The sequence below is a fragment of the Brumimicrobium sp. genome, from assembly GCA_023957385.1.
GTDB lineage: Bacteria > Bacteroidota > Bacteroidia > Flavobacteriales_D > Crocinitomicaceae > Brumimicrobium.
Window position 1 is genome coordinate 1,598,774 of record JAMLGZ010000001.1, and the last position, 24,833, is coordinate 1,623,606.

Genomic DNA, 24,833 nt, shown 5'->3' on the forward strand with positions numbered 1-24,833 from the left:
GAAAATAATGACGGAATCAGAAATATATCAATTGGATAATGGCATGAGGGTCGTGTATAAACATGACTCTTCCATAGTAGCTCATTTAGGAGTGATGATGAAAGCTGGTTCCAAATATGAAAGGGAGAACGAATACGGATTAGCTCATTTTCTAGAACATAGTTTCTTTAAAGGAACTACGCATCGCAAAACTTTCCATGTGTTGTCGCGATTAGACTCAGTAGGTGGGGAATTGAACGCTTATACAACCAAAGAAGAAATTTGTGTTTATGGTTCTTTTACGGACAATCATTTTGTACGTGCGGTTGAGCTATTATCTGATATATTATTTAATTCCGTTTTCCCTATTAAGGAAATTGAAAAAGAGAAAGCAGTTATTATAGATGAAATCAATTCTTATTTAGATTCCCCTTCGGAGAAAATATTTGATGATTTTGAAATGTATCTCTATCCCAACCATCCGTTAGGTCATAATATTTTAGGTTCGGTGGAATCGGTAGAATCTTTTACAAAAGACGATTTACATAACTATTTAGAAAGATTCCTTTTTCCTGATAATATGGTTATTTCTTTTGTGGGAAATTTAAAATTAGATTTTGTTCTTAAACAATTGAATCATTTTTTTGGTGCTTTTAAGAAGAAATCTTCACTCCCCAAAATTGGCTTACCTAACGATAGCAAACCTTTTCATATTGAATTAGCCGAGAGTAATTATCAATCACATATCATGTTGGGAGGAAAAGCTCCAAGTTATTTTGATCCCGATAGAACTGCTTTTGCATTGATAACAAATGTGTTGGGAGGACCAGCTTTAAATTCTAGATTAGTACTGGGAATTCGAGAGAAATATGGATACACATACAATATAGAATCTAGCTACAATGCCTTTGAAGAAACTGGATATTGGAATGTTTACGCTGGAACAGATCCTAAATATCAAAAGAAAACTATACAATTAATAGAGAAGGAAATAGCTCTCTTCATGAATGAAGTTTTTTCAGACACACAATTAAAGAAGGTAAAAGAGCAAATTAAAGGGCAACTGGCTTTGAGTATGGATAATAATGTCAATGTGATGCTCAATTTAGCTAAAAATCTATTAGTGTATAACCAGTTAGATACTTTGTCCGATACTTACCAAAAAATAGATAGTATATCAGGGAAGGATATCCAACGTGTTTCACAAATTTACTTTCCCAAAGAAAAACAATCGGATTTGATCTTTACTGTAGAAGATTAGTAGTTAATAACGTTAGATTTCATACGTTCTTTGACTTCATCAAATCCTTCTAGATTATCTGATAGCACAACAATAACATCGTAGGGCTCTATTATCGTGTGAATATCCGGATTTATATAGGAATCCTTGCGTTTAATCATTGTAATAATAGCATCTTCTGGAAATCCAATTTCTACGGCTTTTTTACCAATACATTCTCGGTGATTTTCTACAAAAAATTCTTGCATAATTGATTTTGGAGAATTTGCCATTAAACGATCAAGTTCATTAATTTCTTTTACACCATCTTCTTTTACTACACGTAACCATTTAGCAAAAACTCCAATGGTTGTTCCCTGAAATAATACAGAAGTTACCGAAATAAAAAATACAATATTGAAAATAATTGGAGCCTTTTCTACCCCAGCAATGAGAGGATAAGTAGCAAATACAATAGGAACAGCTCCTCTTAATCCGACCCAAGAGATATAAAACCTTCGTTGTATTCTCATTTTAAAGGGAATCAAACTGAGGAAAACAGAAAGGGGACGGGCAACTAAGATTAAGAATACAGAAATAATCAATCCAACGCCGAGATAAGGAATTAAATTGGATGGGGTAACTAGTAATCCTAACGTTAAAAAGAGCACTATCTGCATTAACCATGCAATTCCATCAAAAACTTGAAGGATGGTCTTTTTGTACACAAGATTTGAATTTCCAAGAAAAATACCACAAATGTATATAGCAAGGAATCCATTACCTCCTATAAAATCAGTAGCTGAAAAAGTAATAAACATGAGAGCAATAACCAAAACAGGATACAATCCTTCTAAGCCTATTTCTATACGATTAATAATTAATTTACTAAGTTTTCCAAAAGCAAATCCAGCAATACCACCAATAACCATTTGAGTTAGAAATAATGGTATAATTGATAAGATACCTTGGTCTGGATGAGTAACAAGCGTTAGAAAGGAAATGGTTAAGACATAAGCCATAGGGTCGTTACTTCCACTTTCAAACTCAAGAGTGGGTCTGAGATTTTCTCGAAGTGCAATACTCTTAGAACGTAGAATAGAAAAGACTGCGGCAGCATCGGTAGAAGAAACAATGGAACCTAATAATAAACTCTCATAAAGTGTAAAATCTTCAATTAAGAAGTTAATGAAAAGTCCTAGAGTTATTGCAGTAAGTAAAACGCCTAAAGTAGATAGCACTACACCTTGTTTCCAAATGGGTTTTACGGAAGGCCAATTGGTATCTAGTCCCCCAGAGAATAGGATGAAATTTAAAGAGATTACTCCTATAAATTGTGCAATATTGGGGTCATTGAATTGAATCTTCAATAAGCCATCCTGACCCGCTAACATACCGATTGATAAGAACAAGATTAAAACTGGAACGCCATATTGATAAGCTCGCTTGCCTAGCATAATACTTGCAAAAAGCAAAATAGAACCAATTAATAAGATATTTTCACTTGTTAAAATCATATATTTAAATAGCGGGTACAAATATACTATTTTAACGATTTTAAACTTTACATTTGTTTAATTGTTTTAATAATGAATTAAATCGTATAGAAATATGAAAAATAAATTAGCTTTAACAGTAACTTTCCTTATGAGTTTCTTTGTATTGTTAGCACAAACTCCTCGAGAGATTAAGCAAGTAGATAAGAAACAAGTAAACTTTTGGGAATCTATGGATATTATCATTATTACTGTTATTTTAGTAATAGTACTTATAATCGCCAGGAAATGGTCCAGCAAAATTCTTAAAAAACGAGATGAAGTTATTGAAAAAGAAGAGAAATAATCTCTTCTTTTTTTGATAGATCTTATTTTTTGTCGTGATGATGTTCGACTCTTATAGTATGTCCCATTTTATCACGTTTAGTTTCTAAATAGAACTGATTGTATTCATTACTCTCAATTTCAATAGGAACATTTTCTACTACTTCTAATCCATAACCAACTAAACCTGTCCTTTTCTTGGGATTATTAGACATTAATCTCATTTTGGTAACGCCTAGATCTCTAAGGATTTGAGCTCCGATACCATAGTCTCGTTGATCTGGTTTAAACCCTAACTTTTCATTTGCCTCAACAGTATCATAGCCCTCTTCTTGTAATTTATAGGCCTTTAACTTATTCATCATACCAATTCCACGACCTTCTTGATTCATATAGATAATAACTCCTTTTCCAGCTTCTTGTACCATTTGCATTGATTTGTGGAGTTGAGGTCCACAATCACAACGACATGAGCCAAAGATATCTCCAGTTATGCAGGAACTATGAACGCGTACTAGAATTGGTTCGTCTTTTTCCCATTCACCTTTGATAAGAGCCAGGTGTTCTTCTCCCGTATTTTTATCTGTATAAGCAATCATATCGAAGTCTCCCCATTCGGTAGGAAGATGCACTTTTACCTGGCGCTCTACTAAAGTTTCTTTTGTTAATCTATATTTGATTAAATCTTCAATACTGATGATTTTTAAATCAAACTTATCAGCAATTTTAAATAACTGGGGTAAACGTGCCATACTTCCGTCTTCATTAAGTATTTCTACTAATATTCCTGCGGGTTTCATTCCTGAAAGACGGGCTAAATCAATAGAAGCTTCTGTATGTCCAGCTCTTCTCAACACGCCACCTTTTTTAGCTGCTAAAGGGAAAATGTGTCCTGGCCTTCCTAATTCATGGGCAGAGGTGTTTTCATTTACTAAAGCTGCAATTGTTTTAGCTCTATCATGTGCAGATATACCAGTAGTACAGCCATTTCCTATTAAATCAACTGAAACGGTGAAAGCAGTATGGTGCAAAACAGTATTGTTTTTGACCATTGGCTGTAAGTCTAATTCATCACAACGCTCTTGTGTTAGTGGTGCACAAATAAGACCTCTCCCGTGCGTTGCCATGAAATTAATGATTTCAGGTGTCACATTTTCGGCAGCAGTTACAAAGTCTCCTTCATTTTCTCTCCCTTCGTCATCCACAACTATAATAACTTTTCCGGCTTTTATATCGGCGATGGCTTCTTCGATTGTATTGAGTTTACGATCTTCCATTATGATATCTAAATTTTGTGCAAAGATACGATATTTTTAGTTGAATCTGAATACTTAAAGTAGAAAGTTATCTTGTAGTAAAAATTGAAGTAGAAGTTTTGCGTGACTGGTCTATAAACGAATTAAATCAATAAGTTTTTGGGTAGTTGTTTCCCATGTGAAATGTTGACTTATATAGTCTTGTGCAGATTGAGATATTGATTTATACAAATCCGAATCGGAAAGGAGTCTTTGTATCTGTTGGGCAAATTCTTCGGGTGTATTGGCTATTAAGATCATTTTTTCTGGTATAGCTCCTAAGGCATTATTGGCAAGGGAAGTTGTAATACATGGAATTCCTAATGCCATTGCTTCTAGCAATTTATTTTGTAAGCCTGTACCTAGAAACATTGGAGCTACAAATAAGCGGGCACTTCGATAGGCATCTCTAATATCGTCTATATACCCTGTGATTTCTACTTTATCAGAAGCGAGCTTATACACTTCTGAAGTAGGAGAGGAGCCAGCTATCTTTACAGTTGTTTTAGTAGGTAATAGGGGAAGTATATTGTTTACAAGAAATTGTACAGCTGTTATGTTTGGTGGATAACCCATATTTCCAATAAATACGATATCGGTATCTTTTTGTTTATTTTCTTTTTCAAAAAATAATTCATCCACACCATTTGGTACAATCTGAATTGTATCTTTCTTTTTGTGAAATATATAGTTTTTATCTTGTTCTGAAATAATAGTGCGGTGTTCAAAGTATTCAAAGATAGAATTTTCGTATGACGACAAACGTTTCCATTCTGATTGGAAGATCATTCGTTTTAAGAGAGAAGCTGATTTAGCTCGTCTTTCCATACCTTTTGAAAAAGCATCCATGTAGTCGATAGTCTTTGGACAATTATGGTAGTTTTTTACATATTCTGCTGAACGAATAAGCTGGCAATAGATACGATCAGGCTGAATAGTTTTTAATAATTTGTCAATCTTTCTTTGAATGGTGTAATGATAGAAATAGCCAACTTGAAAAGGCTTTTCATCAAAAAATCGCCAAAATATACCAACTGCTTTTTGCCAAGGAGAGATAGGGAAGATGTGAATACTCTTACAGAATGAATTTAATTCATCTTTCTGGGCCTGAGATACGATATGTTCATTTGTAGAAATAAGATGAATTTCAAAATGTTTAGATAACTGCTTAATTTGCTGGTAAATACGTAACTTATCTCCTTTCTCTAATGGATAGGGAAAGCGAGAAGTTATAACAACCAATTTCTTATATGTCTCGGATGAATTCAATGAGTCGTTTAGTTAATCGTGTTTCGTCAAAATTGGTTTGTACGTATTTCTTAGCATTTGTTCCTAAATACCTGCGTAAATCCTTGTCTTGGTGTAAAATGTTCATCCATTTTGTAAACGCTATAGGGTCGTCGGCAATTAATACTTCTTTTTCATGTGTTAAATCTATGCCTCTTACTCCTTCAGTAGTAGTAATAATAGGTTTTCCCATTGCCATGTTCTCTAACAATTTTATCTTGATTCCGCCACCTGAATGCAAGGGGATAAGGCAAATTCCATGATTGTTGATAAATTCAAGGGCACTTTTTACTTCTCCATAGGTTTGCACAGAAGGGTGCTTGTATTGATTGTTTTTCAATCCTTTCCCCGCTAAATGAAAGCTAGAATCTTTTATTCCATTCGGAATGACTTCTTCGAGTAGCCATTTGATTCCTTCCTGATTTGGCTTCCAATCCATGGCACCTAAAAAATAGAAATCATCTTTTGAATAATCTGGAATTGGGTAGTTGCTTTTAACTGCTGTAGGGATTGTTTTTAGCTTTAACGTAGGAAAATTTGCTTGAAAAAAATGAGCGTCTTCTTCAGAAATCGCAATGATTCCATCTGCTTGAGCTAGCGTATTTAATTCATATATCTTTAGCTGCTCTGCTAATTTACCATAGTATTTCTTTTTCCAAAATGACTTGGAGTTTTTAGACATCCCTTCCCATATTTGATGTTCTACATTATGGGTTCGCACAATTACCTTCATCCCCTTTTCTTTGAATAAATGCAGATATGGCAGCATATAAATACTTTCGAGTATGGCTATGTCAAAGTCAACTCCGTCTAGGAAGCCTTTAATTGATTCTTCAACCTCTTTACTTTCAAAACGGCTGATATTATATGATTTATTTTTGATAAGCTGAATGAGGGCGCCAAATATATTTGTTTTTGTTTTGATATATTCAGCATGTATAGTCATCTTGGCTCTCCATTCGGCGGGGTATTCTTCTAGTCTAAAAGGGTGTTTTTGGGTAGTAATTGTAAAATGAAAAACCTCTGTTTGAGGAGCTAATAATAATGACTTTAAGATACTTGAAATAGCAATGCATCCACCATCTTTGAGTGGGAAAGGGGGTTTATTAGATAAATGAAAAATCTTAAGCACCGCTCTTTGTTTTACGTTTAAAAAATTTAAATGATACAGAAATACTACGATCATTAGCTGCACTTCGTAGCAATAAAATTGCAAATGGAGCTAGAAACAAATTGGGTCCCCACATACCTAATGCAGGAGAAATCACATCATTACTTGCCATACTTTCTCCCATGGTGATTAACACAAAATAAAGCATGAAGAGTAGGGCGGCAATAACTACAGGTGCACCAAAACCACCTTTACGTACAATTGCTCCTAAAGGCGCACCAATAAAGAACAAAATAATTATAGAAAATGAAAGAGCAAACTTGCGGTGAAACTCAATTTCATATCGTCTGAAATTTCGACGTCGCAATTCGACAATTCCATTTTGCCCTTCCAAGGATTCGATGTTTACTCTTAACTGACTTTTCATAGATTCAATGGCAGATGAGCGTATGTTGTTAGGCATTTTAGAAAATGAATATATAGGTGCCGAAAGTTTAACTAATGTGGTGTCACTCGCTACGACAGTGTCTTGATTTCCTTTAGCCTTTTCTTGATTTTTATTAAAAATATATGCTGCAATTGGAGAGTTTTCATCTCCTGTGGTATATTTCTTTGATGCTCTGAAATAAGAATGCTTAATTTTTGTATTATACGAAAGATTTTGCATCATATCAGCATATTCCTTTCGTAATGAATCAACAATTTTGTTGATTTGAAAGACATTAAGCATTTCATAATCATTCTTAAATAGGTCGTCTTTGGTTCGTTGAAGCTTAAACCCACTCATATCCATTTTGTAGGTAGCTGCCTTAAAATCAGATTTTCTACTTGGAAATGTATTTTTGTTTCCTTCTTTTATGAAGTCAGGAGAACTATTTAATTCTTCAATAACCTTCCCATCGTATAATTTAAAGAATAGGAATTCTCCATTTTCCGATTGAAAAAATTCTCCCGAATCTGCTACAATTGTTTTAATTTCGTTCGTCATCCTACGGTCGTGAATAATCATCCGTTTAAAACTATTGTTTTTTCCTTCATTAATTTTAATACTAAAACCCTGTATATCCTGCGTGTATCTACCTGGTCGCAAGAAAGAAGCCATCTTCTTTTCTTGAATATCCCAAATGATGGAATGCCATTTATAATTTGCAACCGGAATGACATAATTTGCAAAATAAAAAGTTCCTAATGCTATAAAAATGGTAACAATAGTTAAAGGTCGTAGGATTTTATAAATAGAAAGTCCACTTGATTTTAAGGCTGTTAATTCATTGGTTTCTCCCAAATTCCCCATTACCATCAAGGAAGAAAGTAGTATAGCTAATGGTAAGGCTAATGGAAGTAAACTAGCAGACACATAGAATAATAACTCCATAATGATGCTGACTTCTAGTCCTTTACCCATTAAATCATCTATGTATTTCCATAGAAATTGCATAACGAGCATGAACATAGAAATAAAAAAGGTCGCTAAAAACGGCCCAATATAGGATTTAACAAAAAAGACACTTAATTTTTTCATTCCTTTCTTACCAGTGCGAATGTACTGATTTTTTAAAACCTAGCCGATATATTGGAAACGAATCCATATAAAATTTATTCAATCCTATGGATAAATCTTTTCATTCTAAGGGAACTTTTTATATTTGTTCCATGAAGAATTGGTTAATTTATTTTGTTTTATTTTTTCAATTTATTTCTTGGACCGTTGCGCAAGAAAGAGGTGAATTGAGTGGAGTCGAAAAGGCTTATATTTATCACTCGGTTGTTAAAACCCCTTTATTTTCTAAAGAATTAGGAAGATATATTGATTATGTTGGAAAGAAAATTTTATTTCCTAGTGGTAAGTTAAACCTAGATTCCATGGAACAATTAACCATGCATAACCCAGATAGCTTGGTAATATATACCCATGCGATACGTACTGCATCTAAAGGAATTGTGAATGAATTAGCTAATAAAGTAGCACTTTGGAAATTAAACAGAATGCTCCAGTTTAAACCTGCTGATTCTGGATTTTTAAAGATAGATCCAGTTGAAATAGAAAGGTTTAATAAGTTAGTTTACACCAAGCTTCCTCTGGAAGCAAAGCGTTTCAAAGATAATAATATGCCTTCGTTTGGAATTATAGAAAAAATAGCCAATCCAGCGTTGACGCTAAATGATAAGGTAGCAATGCTTAATGCATTTTCTACTTGGTCTGAAAAGGATAAGATGGAGGTCATTGAAGCCTATAATTACGCTATCAATGAATGGGTAAAAGAAAAAACTTATACAATTTATCTCGCATTAGGTGGAGAAGCTGATTTGTTTGAAAATAAATTGATGGCTGCTGGGAAAGGTCAGGGCACTAATTCTGAAAATTTTGTAGCTAGAGAACAAGATGAAAGAGGGCGTTTAATCAATGGTTTACCTAATGCTTCTGGTTTTTTTCCTTATGAGCCAATTTTGAAAGAAGATAAAAAACTAGAAAAGAAAAATGAAGAGATAGTTGCAAAAGATCATCTTGTTGAAAACTATGAAAGTTTTGGAAAGGGAAGACAAACTATCGTACATTTTGATGTGTGGGGATATAGTAAGGAAAAACAAACTACTGTTGTAGTGCAGCAAGGAAGAAGTTTTTACCCTCTTTTTGGTATAAAAGATTCACGTTTCTTATCACCTGACTCAAGTATGGCAGGTGGTAAATCCTATATGGGAATCATTCATAAAATGAAAAAAGATATACTCTTTATGAATGATCAGATTTATGGTAAAAAAGGAATCGAATATTGGATTAAATATTATGAAAAGCAGCGAGATGGAATCAAATTAAATATAGATAAAACAGAAAAAGATATAGGAACAATTCGTCAAGAACCAATTACTACAAAGACTCCAAAACCAAGAAAAAAACCAAGTGTTGAGGAGCAATATAGCACACGTCCTCCTGATTTGAAAACGGATAAAAATAGAGGTGTTCGCGTTCCGAGACAAGAAGGAGTGGTAAGTATGTATGGTGCTTTAGCAGCAGTTGAAAAAGCAATTAAAGAATTAAAGAAACAAAAAGAGGAGCTATTAGACAAAATTCAAGCACTTACAATCAAAATGCATGATATGTATGCACTAATAGGAGAAACTTGGATGAAATTTACTGAGAAGGATGGTTTATATGTATTTGAAGATGGAACTACATTTGATATTCAGACACAAGATTTGGTGTTTCCCGCTGCTAGAGATAATAAAGACTTCCAAGTGAAATTATTGACTATTCCTGATACTTATGCGGATGTGAATTTTAATGAAGTAATGCTTCATGTAGGGATTGTGGATGCGCCAGTTTTCTATAACTCTGTCTTAAGCTTAGAAAAAGAAGATGAGCTTTTCAAGAAAGATAGTTATGAATTAACAGGAGGCACTTTTTTTAATGCTAATGACTCGATTGGTTTTGTAGAATTATATAATTCATTGAAGGAAAAAAAGAAGCCGCTTGTGATACAATTGCATGCCAATGGTATTGGGAAAGACTATGAAGGAAATACTGTACGGGATGATGAACAAAAAATTCTCGGAAAAGATATCTTGTTTAAAAACAATTTTATACATGTAATAACTGCAAGAAAAACGCTAATAGATATTTCAAGTTTTACTTTGCCGGTGAAAACTGAATTTAACCCAAGCAATCCAAAAGTGATTGCTCTAAAAGGTAAATATCAATTAAGTAATAATGAAGTGCTTACAGCTTATCGTGCAAAAAGAATACTAGATAAATTTGTATTGGAAGCACAAGATAATCTTGCAAAATATAATAAAAATGCAGATGTTAATAGCGCTCTAAAGAATTTGCAGAAAGGAATAAAGAAAGCAGTATTACAAGTAGGAGATAGGGTAATTCCACTCAAGGAGTTTAACTAAATGTTATTTGAAGAATTCATCGCTAAAATTCACCAAATATAGTTTTTCTGTTGCTCGAGTTAGTGCAGTGTATAACCAGCGGAAAAAGGATTTATCTAACATATCTTCAGTCAAAAAGCCCTGATCTACAAATACACAGCCCCATTGTCCTCCTTGTGATTTATGACAGGTAACAGCATAGGCGTATTTCACTTGCAACGCATTCATATATGGGTCGTTCATGATTAATTCATACCGTTTCTTTTTGTTTTTCTCATAAGCATATTCTTTTTCAACCTCAAAGAATAATTCCTTCATTTGATCTCGAGAAAGATTTGGGGTTTCTGTTTCTAATGTGTTTAGTAATAATTTAACCTCTATGATTCCATATTCCTCATAGTCTGGCATGCGTATAGAAACATTCATGAAATCAAATCCATATACATTTTCTGAGTTTCTAACGCGAGTAACTTCAATAATTTCTCCATTAGCAATAAACCCATGTTCTGCCTTATCACCTAACCAGAAATAGTTGTTTTTTACAACCATGAGTAAATCACTACTCACTATCTTTTCTTCATACCAAAAGATGCGATTACGAATTTGTTGATTGAAAAGATTTGCTCGTTTATTACTTCGGGTAATAACGATAGTTTCTTCACGCCCGTAATGAGAAAAAGCATTTTCTAGTTCTTCTTGTAAATCCCCTCCATTTAAACGAATCAGGTCGTTATGCATACGCAATGTAAAATGAGGATATCTATTCTCCGTACTGGAGCGGAGTAGGGTAGCATTCATCAATATATCTGAATCATTTGCTTGACGCAAAACTTCTGTTAGTTGGTGCTCTTCTATGCTTAGTGTCGGAAAATGATTATCTAAGTACTCTGCATTTAATGCGGGACTGTAATCACTACCAACAGGAGGTAACTGCCCTTCATCCCCAATCAAAATAAGTTTACAATTTTTACCTTGATACACATAATTAATCAAATCTTCTAAGAGATTTCTAGGGCTAATAGAGCCATCATTTTGCATTGTATAATCACCAATCATGGAGGCTTCATCCACCAAGAATAAAGTATTTGTATGAAGGTTAGGAGCAATCCCTAATTGGATCATCCCTCCATCGAGTTTTGTTTTTCGGTAAATCTTTTTGTGAATGGTGAAAGCACTTTTTCCAGAGTAGTGTGAGAAAACTTTAGCTGCTCGTCCAGTTGGGGCTAATAATACTGACTTCTTTTTGAGTTGAACTAAAGCTTTTACAAAGGCACTTAATAAACTTGTTTTACCCGTTCCAGCATATCCTTTCAAGATAAATAAAGGAAAGTTTCGTTCAGAAACATAAAAAGCACAGAGATTGTGTAATAATATATGTTGAGATTCGACGATTTCGTGCGGAAATTGACGAATGGTTTCCCTATATAATTCCTGCTGAAACTCCATTATTCAAAGATAATAAAAAGAGTGTTGAGTATATTACAAATTCTCTCTATATTTGTAATCTATAAATTTAAATCATGAAAAAAGTAATAACCTTTATTTTAACCACACTAATCACTACCTACACTTACGCTCAATGTGATAATTTGCCTATTCCAAAAACAGCTTGGACTATTCATTATGTAGATAGTGAAGAAACTACGGGTGAAGGTGCTAATAATGGAAAAGCCATCTATGCAATTGATGGAGATACCACCAAATTCTGGCATACCCAATGGCAAAATGCTCAACCAGGATATCCTCATGAAATCCAAATTAACCTAGGAAATTCTTACGATGTAAGTGGCTTCTCTCTTCTTAGTAGATTTGATAATCCTTATGGAAAACCAAAAGATTATGAAGTTTATTTAAGTATGGATGGTAGTGATTGGCAAACGGCACAGTCTGTAGGGGAACTAACGTATCCAAATATTAATGCAGCAGCTCAACGTACCTATGTTTATTTTGGAGCGGTAACTGCACAGTATATTCGTTTTAATTTTTTGACTCCTTACGATAATAACTATTATACAATACTTTCAGAAATTGATGTGTATGAAAGTACAACTTGTCCAGCAACAGGTCAGGTTAATCAATTAGCTAGTTTTCAAACTATATCTAAGAAGTATACTACAGATGCTCCATTCCAAGTTGTAGCAACAACAAATTCAAGTTTACCAATCACATTCCAGATTCTAAGTGGTCCAGCTACTATTACTGGAAATGAAGTGACTTTAACTGGAACAGGAGGTCAAGTAACTATAAAAGCTTCTCAGGCTGGAGATGCCACTTATTACCCATGGGAAGCTGTCCAAACTTTTGATGTTGTTGATTTAACTACTATTTCTCCTGTAATAACAACACGTTTTATAGAGAATGAAGATGTGAAAATGCCTACTTTAAGTGCTTATTTATTACATGCTTACGCTAGTATTGATGAGCCAGATGCTTTGGAAATAAGTAAAGTTGAGTATGAAATAGAAGGAACCAAATATTTGGCAACTTTAGTTGATAATTCTTATCAGTATTGGTGGACTCCAAGTGCGTTTGGACCAAATGAAATTAAAGTAATAGCCACAGCAAGTAATGGCACAGTAACTACAGAAACATATACATTAAATGTATCAAATGATATCCAAGATCGTTCTGTTATGACTTTTACAAATGGTGTGATAGATATGGGTACTATTGGATCACAATGGTATTTTGGAACTTATGATATGCCGCAATTCACAGGTGCTTATGATGAAATTATTGCTGATTTTTCTATCTCGTGTCCTGGTGTACCTGGAGGATGTGATGACTGGGATAGATTGGGTTGGGTGGAAGTAAAAGCACCTAATGGAGATTGGATGGAAATATTCCGTTATATCACACCTTATGGAAAGGCTTGTAGTGACTTTGCTGATGTAACTGATTTAGCTTCTATTTTACAAGGAAAAGTAGAATTTAGAATGTATATAGAAACATGGGGAACAGGTGGTTGGAAGCTTAATTTGTCCTTAGATTACCGAGCAGGAACTCCAAAATATAAATATTCAAGTGTAGAAGAATTGTGGCATGGAGATTTTTCATTTGGAAATCCAGCAGATTTACAACCAGTTCCTGTTATCTCATCCTCTATTCAACATGAGGTGGACTCTGCTTTGATTCGTTTGATTTCTACAGGACATGGTTGGGGACAAAATAACTCCTTAAATGCAGCAGAATTTTACCATGCGATTCATCATATTGATGTGAATGGAGTGAATACATTTGATCAGGATTTATGGCAAAAATGCAATCCAAACCCTGCTAGTTGCTCACCTCAAAGTGGAACTTGGCAATACGATAGAGCGGGATGGTGTCCAGGTAGTATGGGAATGATATTTAATTATAATTTAAAACCTTATTTGAATAATAATACAATTAGTTTGGGTTATGTATTCCAAGAAGATTACAAAGATTTTTGCCATCCAAATAATCCTAATTGTATCTCAGGCGCAACCTGCCCCGATTGTAATGATGGATACAATCCATATTATCATGTTGGAGGATATTTAATAAAATACAGTAATGATCCATTTGTATTAAATGTGCCATCTTTTAAGGAGTCTAAGGAATTAAGTGCAGTACTTTATCCAAATCCAACGCAACATACTTTTAAGTTGAATATACAGGATCAGTGGAAAAATCTAGTGGTTAGTGTATATGATATTACTGGGCAAATTATCCAAGTAAAATATTTTAACACAGAAATGGATGTAAATCAATATGAGTTTGATTTATCCATTTTGCCTAATGGAATGTATTTCGTTAAGATTCAAAGTGAAGGAAGTTTTGCTAATGTAAAAGTGTTAAAGCAATAATTACCTAAAAAATGATTGTGGAAAAGCTATTCAAAAAAATATAATCGAATAATCACCCACATTTCAAAATTATTGTAGTTTTGTGAAGATAAGAATTAGAATTTAATTACGTAGAAGATGAATAATAAACTATCTGTATTGGTAAAACGCTATTTAGTAGCGTCTTTTATTGCAATAATTGGTCTTGGAATGATTTTTTTTGGTTTAAGAACACATCAAGATGCTCTTTTTATGGTAGCCGCGGTGAATTTATTTATTGGTGGTATTTTAGCTATCTTATTCAGTGGTGGAATTCTGAAAAAAAATATTGTATTAGCAATTGGTTCTCTATGTATCGTTATAACAGCTATTACAGGTTATATGTCTGTTAAATCTGTTGAGGATACAATACAGCACGAGGAAGATTATAAGGTGTCTTCAGCATTAAATATCTATGTTCTAGGTGAAATTAGAGATATTCAGAGAGCTTATAAAGCTACCAATAAAGTGTATGCTTCTAATTTTGATGAATTAAAACGTTTTTTTGAGAATGATAAAATTACAAAAATTGATGCTTCAGGAACTGTTCCATCACGTAAAATGACTATTCCAGAAAGAGATGCTCTATACAAAGATAAAAGAGCATTGGATAAGAACATGACAGAAAGAGAAGCAGCTTTACTTGTAGCAAATGGTAACCCTGGAAATAGCGCTGACTTAATTAATTTTAAACGTGACACAATTCAAGTATATTACAAAGATGAGTTTTTAGCTTCTACTACCAGACAAGCAGCTAGAAAGAGTTTAGGATTAGGTGAGTTTAATTTTGATGAATTAAGATATGTGCCGATGACTAATCCAAAAGAAGAATGGATTATAGAAACAGTAGATAAACTCCCTTATTTGAATGGTGATACGATTGCTACTATCCACGTTTATGGTCATGAGGCAGTTCCAAAGTTTGAGGGTGGAAAGAGAAATATAATAGGCTTTGGTAATTTGAAAACTAGTTCTGATAAAGGAACATGGGAATAATTTTGAACTTTGAGTAACATTCAGTTAGCCATATTTATTTCAAAAACCTCAGTAAGTATTGCTGAGGTTTTTCGTTCTAATCAAACTATCCATTGGCAGAAGGATTTTGAGCTATTGGAGAGTAATGCAGAAGGTTATAGAACCCAGCTAACAAAAATATTTAGTGAATTAGATCTTTCTTCAGAATATTCTGATTATTCATTAGCTTGGTCTTCCCCAAAACAAGCATTAATACCACTAACACTCTTTAATGAATCAACATCTGTTGATTTATATCATTTATTATTTGGAGATACTGTAGATGCAAATATGATTGATTTTAGTCGTTTGATGGAGTTGAGTATGGTGAGTATTTATGAGATTCCTGATTGGGTTAAATCATTCTTTGTGATTAAATTTCCAACTATTGTGTTTAAGCATGAACATGCTATTACATTACGAGCATTATTTCAGAAAAATACATTTAATCGAAAGGTAATCATTAGTGTTTGTGATGATTATATCAATTTAGCTGTGATTCAGCACAATGAATTAAAATTCTCTAATACATTTGAATGTCAAACTGCTGATGATATCGTCTATCATGTATTGTATGTAATTGAAAAGGAAAAGCTGAACACCGAAAAAGGAGAACTTTTTTTTCTATATTCCAACGAGAAAACTTTAAATGCTGTTCAAGCTGCTCAAAATACAATTAAAAATTTACACAAATTAGGATCTTTAGCTCTCACTGAAGCAGACTCTTCTATAAAACTTCAAACACTGTGCGTATAATTAGTGGTTTATTAAAGCGATATCGATTCAATCCACCCAAAGGATTCCCTTCTCGCCCTACAACAGATTTTGCCAAAGAAGGCTTGTTCAATTTGATTGTAAATGAATTTGATTTAGAAAATTTGAATATTTTGGATTTGTTTGCAGGAACGGGAAATATTTCTTTTGAATTCGCTTCTCGTCAAGCTGGGAAAATTATAGCAGTAGATAGCGATTTTAGAAGCATAAAATTTATTCAACAATTTGCCAAAAATCATAAGTTAGATGAATATCTTACTGCGTTGAAGTCAGATGCTTTTCGGTATATTGAAAACTCGAGGTTAGAAAATGATATCATTTTTGCAGATCCTCCTTTTAATTTTGAGCAGTATGAAGAGTTGATTGAAGCTATCTTGGCTAGTAAGATTTTAAGTGAAGATGGTTTATTTATTTTGGAACATGATCCACATCATGATTTTTCTAATCACCCTAAATTTAGGAGTAGTAGAAAATATGGGCATATTGTTTTTAGTTTTTTCGAACATAATCCGTAATTTGCCATTAATTTTAAAGAAGTATGAAGAAAATTGCTGTCTTTCCAGGTTCTTTTGATCCTTTTACCAAAGGCCATGAATCTGTGGTAAAAAAAGCTGTCGATTTATTCGATGAAGTAATCATTGGAATAGGATTCAATACATCTAAAAACTATTTATTTGACCTACAACAACGTAAAACACATATTCAATCAATCTTTCAACTTGAGTCAAAAGTAAAAGTGCAAGAATATACAGGGATGACAGTTGATTTTTGTAAACAAGTTGGTGCAGAATTTATCGTGAGAGGCCTCCGTGACACCAAAGACTTTGAGTACGAACGCAGTATTGCGCAAATGAATCTTGAAATTTCTGGCATAGAAAGTGTATTTTTTATGACCGTTCCAGAATTTGCTGCAATAAATGCTACAATTGTACGTGAGATATATAAAAGCGGTGGAAAAATTGATGCTTTTGTAACAAATTCAGAATTGCTCGTTACAAAATAGTTTGTAGCACACAGTAAATTTTTTGTGTATGAATAAGATGCTTGTTTTTATTTTATCTGTTTTTATTTCTGTAGTTGGATTTACTCAAACAAATACGATCTCAGGAAGAGCAAATGCGTATGTAGGGCAAGAAGTTAAGGTTTATTTCTATAAAGATTATTTAAGTCTTTTAAAAACAGAAGTAGCCAGAACGGAAGTGAAAACTGATTCTACATTCCAACTCAATTTCTCTAACTATAAAACGCAAAAGATTTACGTGGAGATTGGCCCAAATTTCTTTTCCATGTATGTTCAACCAGAAGGACAATACAATTTATTTGTAACTCCGGGGACACCGTATGAAGGACAAGGCACCATTGGTGTAGATGCCGAATTTTATTTCCTCGAATTATCTCCTGATGACATTAACTATAAAATCTTAGTTTTTGAAGATGAGCAACTTGCTTTTCTGGAAAATTTTTATGGACAAAAATCTGTAAATCCCACTTCTTTTGTAGTTCAATTAGAGAAATTTAAAGAAGATATTTCTACCAAATATAAGAGTGATACTAGTCTATTTTTGAAAACTTATATTCGATTTTCTATTGCTGATTTAGATAATCTGGCTTATTTGGGAGAAAGAAATGAATATGAGAAATATGATTTCTACCTAAAAAAATACCCGGTCAGCTATGACAACGATAGGTATATGAATTATTTCACTCATTACTACCAGAAATATGAAGCTCAATTATCCAATGAAGCACATGAAGGATTGGAGAAGGGGATTCATGCTGGGAGTCCCTCTGTAGTGATGAATGCTCTTGGTAAAGATTATACGCTCCAAAATGTTCGTATCCGTGAGCTTGTAATGATTGATATATTATCAGATATTTATCATACAAATTTATTTGATAAAGAAGGTATTATTCATATTTTGGATAGTTTGTCTGTAAAATCACTATTTCCTGAACATATGGAAATTGCTTCAAATATTAAATTTAGACTGCTTGATCTTGTGCCTGGATCTAGTATGCCAAAAATTCAATTCTCTGTAAATGGGAAAGTAAAAACATTGGAAGATTATAAGGGAAAACATTTGTATATACAGTTTCTTTCTAAAGAAATGAAAGCTTCATTGGATGATATTAAGCTTTTAGCACAAATTCAACAACGCTTTGGTCAATATATTCAGTATGTTACGGTTTTGGTAGTAGATAAAAATGATCCTCTACTAAAAAATGCAACTTCATTTATAAAGGAATATAAAATCAGTTGGGATCTGGCTGTAGTTGATAAGGATGATGAGTTACTTTCTAAAATAAGTGTGGTTAAATATCCATATTATATCTTGATAGATGCAGCATCATATATAGTGGCTGCTCCTGCGTTGAGTCCACGCCCTGACAGCAACTACAATACCATAGATAATTTGTTGATTAATATTACCCGCTATTATAAGAGTATAGACCATAAATAGCCTCATTTATTTCCTGTCTAAAAAATATTTCCGTTCATTTTCTGTTGGAATAATACAAGAGGGACTTTTTAACTGCAATCTTTTACGTGCAATCAAATTATAAAAAGAATCACGTATTAGACGAGGAAATATCCAGCCTAAATAAGAAAGAAGAAGGTATCTAGTTTTGAGATGTCGGCAGATCTTTAAGATAGCGGTAGAACGATTAAATAACTTCCCTTTCTCATAATAAAATAGAGAATTCATATCTATCTTTGTATGAAAGGTGGAAAGGAATTTGGTTGCTTCGGTTGATTGTAGTGCAATGAAATAAAAAGAATGTTTTCTATTTTTTAAAATAAACTGAATAGCAGCACTACAAAAGCCACAATCTCCATCATAAAAAACAATTCGCTCGAAGGAAGTAATGGAGGATTTCATAATTAGAATTTCAGTCTCGCTTCGGGACTAATATCTTGTGAGGCAAATTCACCATTAAGATAGAGATACCTTCCAGTAATGGCTACCATAGCTGCATTGTCGGTACAATATTCAAATTTGGGTATATGGGTTTTCCAATTTCTTTTCTGACCTTCTTCTTGTAGGCGTTTTCGTATTCCTGAATTAGCAGACACACCTCCTGCAATTGCAATTTCGGTAATATGATGCTGCTGTGCTGCCATAATGAGTTTGTCGAAAAGTATATCTATAATGGTAGTTTGAACGCTGGCACAAATATCTTTTAAATTATCTTTAATAAAATCTGGATCTTTTTGAGTTTGTTTTTGCAAAAATTGAAGAATATTGGTTTTTAATCCACTAAAACTGTAATTAAATCCTTCTACTTGTGGATGTGTGAAGGTGAAGGAATTTGGTTTTCCTTCTTGTGCATATTTGTCAATAATGGGTCCGCCAGGATAAGGAATTCCCAATAATTTGGCTGTTTTATCAAAGGCCTCTCCAGCCGCATCATCAATGGTAGTACCTATTATCTCCATTTCCAAGTAATCTTTCACCAGAACAATTTGCGTATGCCCTCCTGAAATTGTCAAACAAATAAATGGAAACGAAGGTTTATCCTTATTTTCATCGTCGATAAAATGAGCTAAAACATGCGCATTCATGTGATTCACTTCCATCATAGGGATATTCAACCCTAAAGCTAAAGATTTTGCAAAAGAGGTACCTACGATTAAACTTCCTAGGAGTCCAGGACCTCGTGTAAATGCGATAGCATCAATATCTTTTTTCTGAATGCCGGCTTTCTGGATAGCTGCATATACTACTGGTACAATATTTTGTTGATGTGCTCTGGATGCTAGTTCAGGAACTACTCCTCCGTATATTTCATGTACTTTTTGACCAGCAATTTCGTTGCTTAAAATGGCTTCATTTTTGAGGATGGCTGCAGAGGTGTCATCACAAGATGATTCAATACCTAGTATGATTATATCTTTTTTTGACAAGTTTAAATATCTTTGCTATAACGATGACAAAAGTACTCAAAATAATAGGCAATTCAATACTCATATTACTTGAGTTTTTAATTGTTTCTATTATTGCATTTGCTTTTTTTATACGTACTTCAGGATTTCAGACTTTATTAGCCCATTATGCAACAAATTATTTAACAGAATATCTAGGAGTTAAAGTATCAATAGGTAAAGTTGATGTTGCTTTTTTTGATAAAGTATATTTTGATAATTTATTTATTGAAGATCAGCACAAAGATACTTTGGCATATATTCAAGAATTATATGTGAATTTTGATTTATCAAAATCAGCAGACTTGCAATTTGATTTAGATAATGTTCAAATAAATCAAGCTGTATTTTTCCTAAAAAAATATCGCGATGAGGAAGTATTGAACCTCCAGTTTATTATAGACGCATTCAAATCAGATAAAACAACAACAACGCCTGATTTTTTAATTAACGCAACACATTTTAAGTTGAGAAATTCCACATTTTCATATATCAATGAACATAAGGAAAGAGTTTTATATGGTGTTGATTATAACTATATAGAACTAAAAGAGATTAATGTAGAAGCATTTGACGTACAAATTAAAAAAGATAGCTATGCAGCAAATTTTAAAGAAGTCTCTTTTATTGATCAAAGCGGTTTTAGATTAACAGATTTAGATGGATATGCTGTATTCAGTGAGAAAGGACTGAATATGGGAAAAGCTGAGCTAAAAACTAATAATTCAAATATCTATTTAAACTCTTTTAAATTACGTGGAGAGCATATTACTAGTTTTAAATATTTCATAGATTCCGTTTACATAGAAGGAGATTTGGATACTTCATTTGTTTCTTTGAAAGATATTGCATATTTCGCTCCTCAATTAAAGGGAATGGACGAAACTGTGACAATCGCGGCGTCAACTTCTCACCCTGTAAAGGATATGAAGATGAATAACCTCTATTTGAAATATGGAAAAGGATCTCTTGTCAAAGGAGATTTTTCACTACCCGATTTTAGAATTCTATCTGAGGCAGATATTTATCAACATTTAGATTATTTTTTAGTCTATAAGGAAGATTTAGAAAAGTTAAGATTGCCGGATTCTAGCCCTACCACCTATATAAAATGGCCTGAAACTTTAGAAAAATTAAATAAAATTGAAGGGTATAATTTTATAGCAACAGGTTCTTCTACCAATATTCACTTAAAATTTTCAACATTAGTTACAAATTTGGGTACTGTCCATTTTACGAATGATTTTAATTTTATATCTGATCGAGATTTTAAAGAAATTAAAATAATTCCTATAGCTAATACTAATAATCAACTTCAAGTTGAAAATCTCGATATCAATACAATATTAGGGAAAAATAAATATGGAAATATCAATGGGAATATTGGAATTAATTCGGCAACTATTAACAAAGATGGCATACAAGTAAAACAAATATCAGGTATTCTTAGAAATACTAAGATATATGATTATTCCTATGATTATGTTATTTTGGATAGAGTAGATTATCGTTTCATTTCACATAAGAATTCGTCTCAAAGTATCCTTAAAGGTAATGTTTATGTGCGAGATGAAAATCTTGATTTAACATTTAAGGGGTATGCGAATGTAGGTAATAAAATGGAAATCATAGGTGATATTGATTTGGAATGCGCCCGATTGAATGAGATTTTCCCAACTGTAAAACGTGAAGCAGAGATTAATACGACTATTTCAGTGGAGTTGAAAGGAAATGGATTGGATGATTTTGTTGGAAAATTATCTATTGATTCTATGTATTATCAAGAACCGGGAAAGGTGTTAGAAACTTCCGATTTCACAGCCTTTGTAATTCATCAAAAAGAAAAAGATAGTATAGAAATAGAATCTAAACTGATAAATGCTAAAGTTTATGGTAAGATTGATTATAAGTATATAATTGATCAATTAGGAAGTCAAATAGTAAAGATATTTCCAGCATTAGTAATTCCAGATAGTAGAGATTTAAAAAAATCTATTCCATCTCATTTTGAGTATGACTTAACTATTAAAAAAATTAATCCTTTACTAAATGTAATTTACCCTAAATTACAAATAGCAGATTATACGCATATAGATGGTGATTTTCAAGAAGCTAAAAATAAGGTTAATCTTAATATACACTCTGATTATATAGCGTTTGATTCAATTCGATTTAATAAAATCGTAGCCAACCATGAAGTCTCAAACGGAGAGCTATTATTACTTGTAAATGCTAATTCTTTTGAGCATAGAGATTCTACTTTCTTTAAAGAAATCCATTTAACCGGATTAGCATACAATGGTATGTTAGATATGCAATTAATGTTTGATAATACTAAAAATTTGCCATCGAATATTGAAATGATGATAAACATGCAGGATAAATCAGTTATTAGTGCCAATCTTTTCCCTTCATTTCTAACCGTGGGAACACATAAATGGAATATCCAAGACCAAACTTTTATGAGGTATTCTGAAGGATGTTTCTATTTAGGAAAATTAAAGATGGAACATGATAATCAATATATTTATGCGTATGGAAATTTATCGAATGACGAGAGTGATAAGTTATATGTTGACATAATGGACTTTCAATTAGATGAGTTTTCTGAATTTATGAACCCATTAACAAAATATTCTGGTATAGCTAATATTTCAGGATATCTTACTTCACCTACAAAAGGAATTAAATTCTATGGTGATGCTATAATACGAGATTTAGCTGTAAATAGTACCAATGTGGGTGACCTTTCGTTTAGCGCTAATTATCTCTCTAAAGATGAGAAAATAAATATGATTGGAGATATTTTTTCTATAGGTGAGCAAACATTTCAATTTGAGGGAGATTATTATATTGATAAAGAAAGGAAGGATGGAAATCTAGATTTTGATATGATTTTTAATTCTACAGATATTTCAATAGCTAATGAGTTTATGGATCCGGATGTCATGAAAGATATTCAGGGAAAGCTAAATGGTATGTTACATTTAACAGGGACACCAAATGAGCCTATTTTAACGGGTAAACTGATGCTTAAAAAAGGAATGGCTAATCTCTCTTTGTTAGGATCTAATTTTTATTTTGAAGGAGGAATTGAATCCTATGCAGATGGAATATTTGTGAATCAGATGCCAATGACAGACGAAGAAGGAAATGTAGGTTCAATTACAGGTTCTTTGTTCCATAAAGGATTTAAAGATATGTTTTTTGAATTACTATTTAACATGGAGGAGCATCCGTATAAACGTATGCCTAATGATAGATCTAAACCCTTGCCAGTTGAACGATTTTTAGTAATGAATAACACCTACGATGTTGATAGAGCATATTATGGCAAAGCGTATGTAACGGGAATAACGACAATTTCTGGTTATTTGGATAATCTTTCTATTAATGTGAATGCAAAAACACAGAAAGGAACGAGAATTGTCTTACCGATGTATGGACCAACAACTATAGAAGAAGATGGTTTCATTACCTTTAAGAAAGAAGGTGGAAATGAAGAGAAAGAGAAGAAGGTGGATCTTACAGGAGTGGATTTGAATATGAATATAGATGTGACAGATCAGGCGGAAGTCAAAATTATTTTTGATGATAAGACAGGAGATGAGTTGACGGCTCGTGGAGAAGGAAATATCCGTATGTCTGTGGATAAATTCAATGAGTTAGCGATGGAAGGAGTATATACACTTGCAGGAGGGTCGTATAATTTTGTAATGGGTCCATATCGTCAGACGTTTAACATTAATTCAGGAGGTATCTTACAATGGACAGGGAATCCTTATGATGCATTTATAGATGTGTCTGCATATTATAAAACAAATGCAAATTTTTCTACTGTTATGCCTGATGTTACTGATGCTAAATCATCTTCAAACCAAGAAGTATTTGCATATATAAATTTAACTGGAAAATTAATGGAACCTTCAATTTCCTTTGATATAGAAGCTCCTAAAGTGACAGATGCGGGGAGTGCCGTTCTGGCAAGAATAAAAAGTGATAGAGATGAACTGAATAGACAATTTTTCTCTTTGGTGGTTTCAAAATCTTTTCTCCCACTTAGTGGAACTTCAGGTTCAAGTGGAGCCACAGGAAGTGCATTCCTTGATTTAGCTTCATCTCAGATTAATGCTATTTTAAATAGAATGACGGATGGGTATAAAATGAATGTAAACTTGGATAATGACGATTATTCAGGACAGTTTTCTGGAGAATTAGGTATCTCAAAATCTTTCTTAGACGACCGTTTGTTGATTTCTGGATCAGTTGGAGTAGGGACGAAGAAAAGTGAAGATGTCACAACAGGCGAAACGGCAAGTGAAAGTCAATTCTTAGGAGATGTGGAAATTGAATATTTATTGAATCAAAAAGGAACTTTCCGATTGAATGTATTTAATAAATCAAATAACAACTATTCTATACAAAATGAAGGTAGAGGACAATTCACTCAAGGTGTTGGTATAAGTTATAGAGAAGATTTTTATAGTTTACATGATTTTAAGCTATTCCAATTTTTTGCGAATATGTTTAGAAAAAAAGAAAATTGGGTTAAAATACAAGAAGAAGAGGATGATAGAATCCCTATTCCTGACAAATATTTTAAAGCTGGAAAAGATATAAAAGAGGATGGAATTAAGCCAGAAGATGTAATAGGAGAGTAGATAGTCTTTATTTAAAATACCAAAAAA

Annotated in this window: 18 protein-coding genes; 10 read left to right on the forward strand and 8 right to left on the reverse strand. The window is 32.9% G+C overall.

The window, feature by feature from the left end:
- Positions 1-7 precede the first annotated feature (7 nt).
- Positions 8-1,240, forward strand: a complete 1,233-nt coding sequence (locus tag M9897_07020) for an insulinase family protein (protein ID MCO5268627.1) — start codon at positions 8-10, stop codon at positions 1,238-1,240.
- On the opposite strand, the gene M9897_07025 is transcribed toward M9897_07020, so the two are convergent.
- Positions 1,237-2,715 carry a potassium/proton antiporter gene (locus M9897_07025; protein MCO5268628.1) on the reverse strand — a complete coding sequence of 493 codons (1,479 nt, stop codon included), beginning with the start codon at positions 2,713-2,715 and terminating at the stop codon, positions 1,237-1,239. The two genes, M9897_07020 and M9897_07025, sit on opposite strands and share 4 nt — an antisense overlap.
- Before the next feature lie 94 nt (positions 2,716-2,809).
- Here M9897_07025 and M9897_07030 point away from each other — a divergent pair, with 94 nt between their 5' ends.
- On the forward strand, positions 2,810-3,040 hold the full coding sequence (locus M9897_07030) for a hypothetical protein (protein ID MCO5268629.1): 231 nt from the start codon (positions 2,810-2,812) through the stop codon (positions 3,038-3,040).
- A gap of 22 nt (positions 3,041-3,062) precedes the next feature.
- Here the strand turns inward: M9897_07030 and M9897_07035 are convergent, their stop codons facing one another.
- The 4 genes from M9897_07035 to M9897_07050 form a co-directional block, all read right to left on the reverse strand.
- Complete coding sequence (locus M9897_07035) at positions 3,063-4,295, reverse strand: bifunctional 3,4-dihydroxy-2-butanone-4-phosphate synthase/GTP cyclohydrolase II (GenBank protein MCO5268630.1); 1,233 nt, start codon at positions 4,293-4,295, stop codon at positions 3,063-3,065.
- Positions 4,296-4,406: 111 nt separating this feature from the next.
- Entirely contained in the window at positions 4,407-5,582 is a 1,176-nt protein-coding gene (locus M9897_07040) for a glycosyltransferase (protein MCO5268631.1), read from the reverse strand.
- Positions 5,560-6,732, reverse strand: coding sequence for a glycosyltransferase family 4 protein (locus M9897_07045; protein MCO5268632.1), 1,173 nt, complete (start codon positions 6,730-6,732; stop codon positions 5,560-5,562). The genes M9897_07040 and M9897_07045 overlap by 23 nt, the downstream gene beginning before the upstream one ends.
- A complete protein-coding gene (locus M9897_07050; protein MCO5268633.1) occupies positions 6,725-8,233 on the reverse strand; it encodes an LptF/LptG family permease in 1,509 nt (502 codons plus the stop codon). The genes M9897_07045 and M9897_07050 overlap by 8 nt, the downstream gene beginning before the upstream one ends.
- A gap of 131 nt (positions 8,234-8,364) precedes the next feature.
- On the opposite strand from M9897_07050, the gene M9897_07055 reads away from it, so the two are divergent.
- On the forward strand, positions 8,365-10,605 hold the full coding sequence (locus M9897_07055; GenBank protein ID MCO5268634.1) for a hypothetical protein: 2,241 nt from the start codon (positions 8,365-8,367) through the stop codon (positions 10,603-10,605).
- A 3-nt stretch (positions 10,606-10,608) separates the two neighbouring features.
- On the opposite strand, the gene M9897_07060 is transcribed toward M9897_07055, so the two are convergent.
- Positions 10,609-12,030, reverse strand: a complete 1,422-nt coding sequence (locus M9897_07060) for an AAA family ATPase (GenBank protein MCO5268635.1) — start codon at positions 12,028-12,030, stop codon at positions 10,609-10,611.
- A gap of 74 nt (positions 12,031-12,104) precedes the next feature.
- On the opposite strand from M9897_07060, the gene M9897_07065 reads away from it, so the two are divergent.
- The 6 genes from M9897_07065 to M9897_07090 all read left to right on the forward strand — a co-directional run bounded on the left by M9897_07065 (position 12,105) and on the right by M9897_07090 (position 18,682).
- Complete coding sequence (locus tag M9897_07065) at positions 12,105-14,414, forward strand: discoidin domain-containing protein (GenBank protein MCO5268636.1); 2,310 nt, start codon at positions 12,105-12,107, stop codon at positions 14,412-14,414.
- Between the two features lie 117 nt (positions 14,415-14,531).
- Positions 14,532-15,428, forward strand: a complete 897-nt coding sequence (locus tag M9897_07070; protein ID MCO5268637.1) for a hypothetical protein — start codon at positions 14,532-14,534, stop codon at positions 15,426-15,428.
- A 9-nt stretch (positions 15,429-15,437) separates the two neighbouring features.
- On the forward strand, positions 15,438-16,202 hold the full coding sequence (locus tag M9897_07075) for a DUF3822 family protein (GenBank protein MCO5268638.1): 765 nt from the start codon (positions 15,438-15,440) through the stop codon (positions 16,200-16,202).
- Entirely contained in the window at positions 16,193-16,735 is a 543-nt protein-coding gene (locus M9897_07080) for an RsmD family RNA methyltransferase (protein MCO5268639.1), read from the forward strand. Before M9897_07075 ends, M9897_07080 begins: the two co-directional genes overlap by 10 nt.
- A 23-nt stretch (positions 16,736-16,758) precedes the next feature.
- Positions 16,759-17,223, forward strand: a complete 465-nt coding sequence (gene coaD / locus M9897_07085) for a pantetheine-phosphate adenylyltransferase (protein ID MCO5268640.1) — start codon at positions 16,759-16,761, stop codon at positions 17,221-17,223.
- Between the two features lie 28 nt (positions 17,224-17,251).
- Positions 17,252-18,682 (forward strand): hypothetical protein, encoded by a 1,431-nt coding sequence (locus M9897_07090; protein ID MCO5268641.1) that lies wholly within the window; start codon positions 17,252-17,254, stop codon positions 18,680-18,682.
- Positions 18,683-18,688: 6 nt separating this feature from the next.
- Here M9897_07090 and M9897_07095 read toward each other — a convergent pair whose 3' ends face one another.
- Positions 18,689-19,102, reverse strand: a complete 414-nt coding sequence (locus M9897_07095) for a DCC1-like thiol-disulfide oxidoreductase family protein (protein ID MCO5268642.1) — start codon at positions 19,100-19,102, stop codon at positions 18,689-18,691.
- A gap of 2 nt (positions 19,103-19,104) precedes the next feature.
- The gene (gene tsaD, locus M9897_07100) at positions 19,105-20,127 is read right to left on the reverse strand and encodes a tRNA (adenosine(37)-N6)-threonylcarbamoyltransferase complex transferase subunit TsaD (GenBank protein ID MCO5268643.1); all 1,023 of its coding nucleotides are present in this window, start codon (positions 20,125-20,127) and stop codon (positions 19,105-19,107) included.
- A gap of 23 nt (positions 20,128-20,150) precedes the next feature.
- Here tsaD and M9897_07105 point away from each other — a divergent pair, with 23 nt between their 5' ends.
- Complete coding sequence (locus M9897_07105; GenBank protein MCO5268644.1) at positions 20,151-24,806, forward strand: translocation/assembly module TamB; 4,656 nt, start codon at positions 20,151-20,153, stop codon at positions 24,804-24,806.
- Positions 24,807-24,833 lie beyond the last annotated feature (27 nt).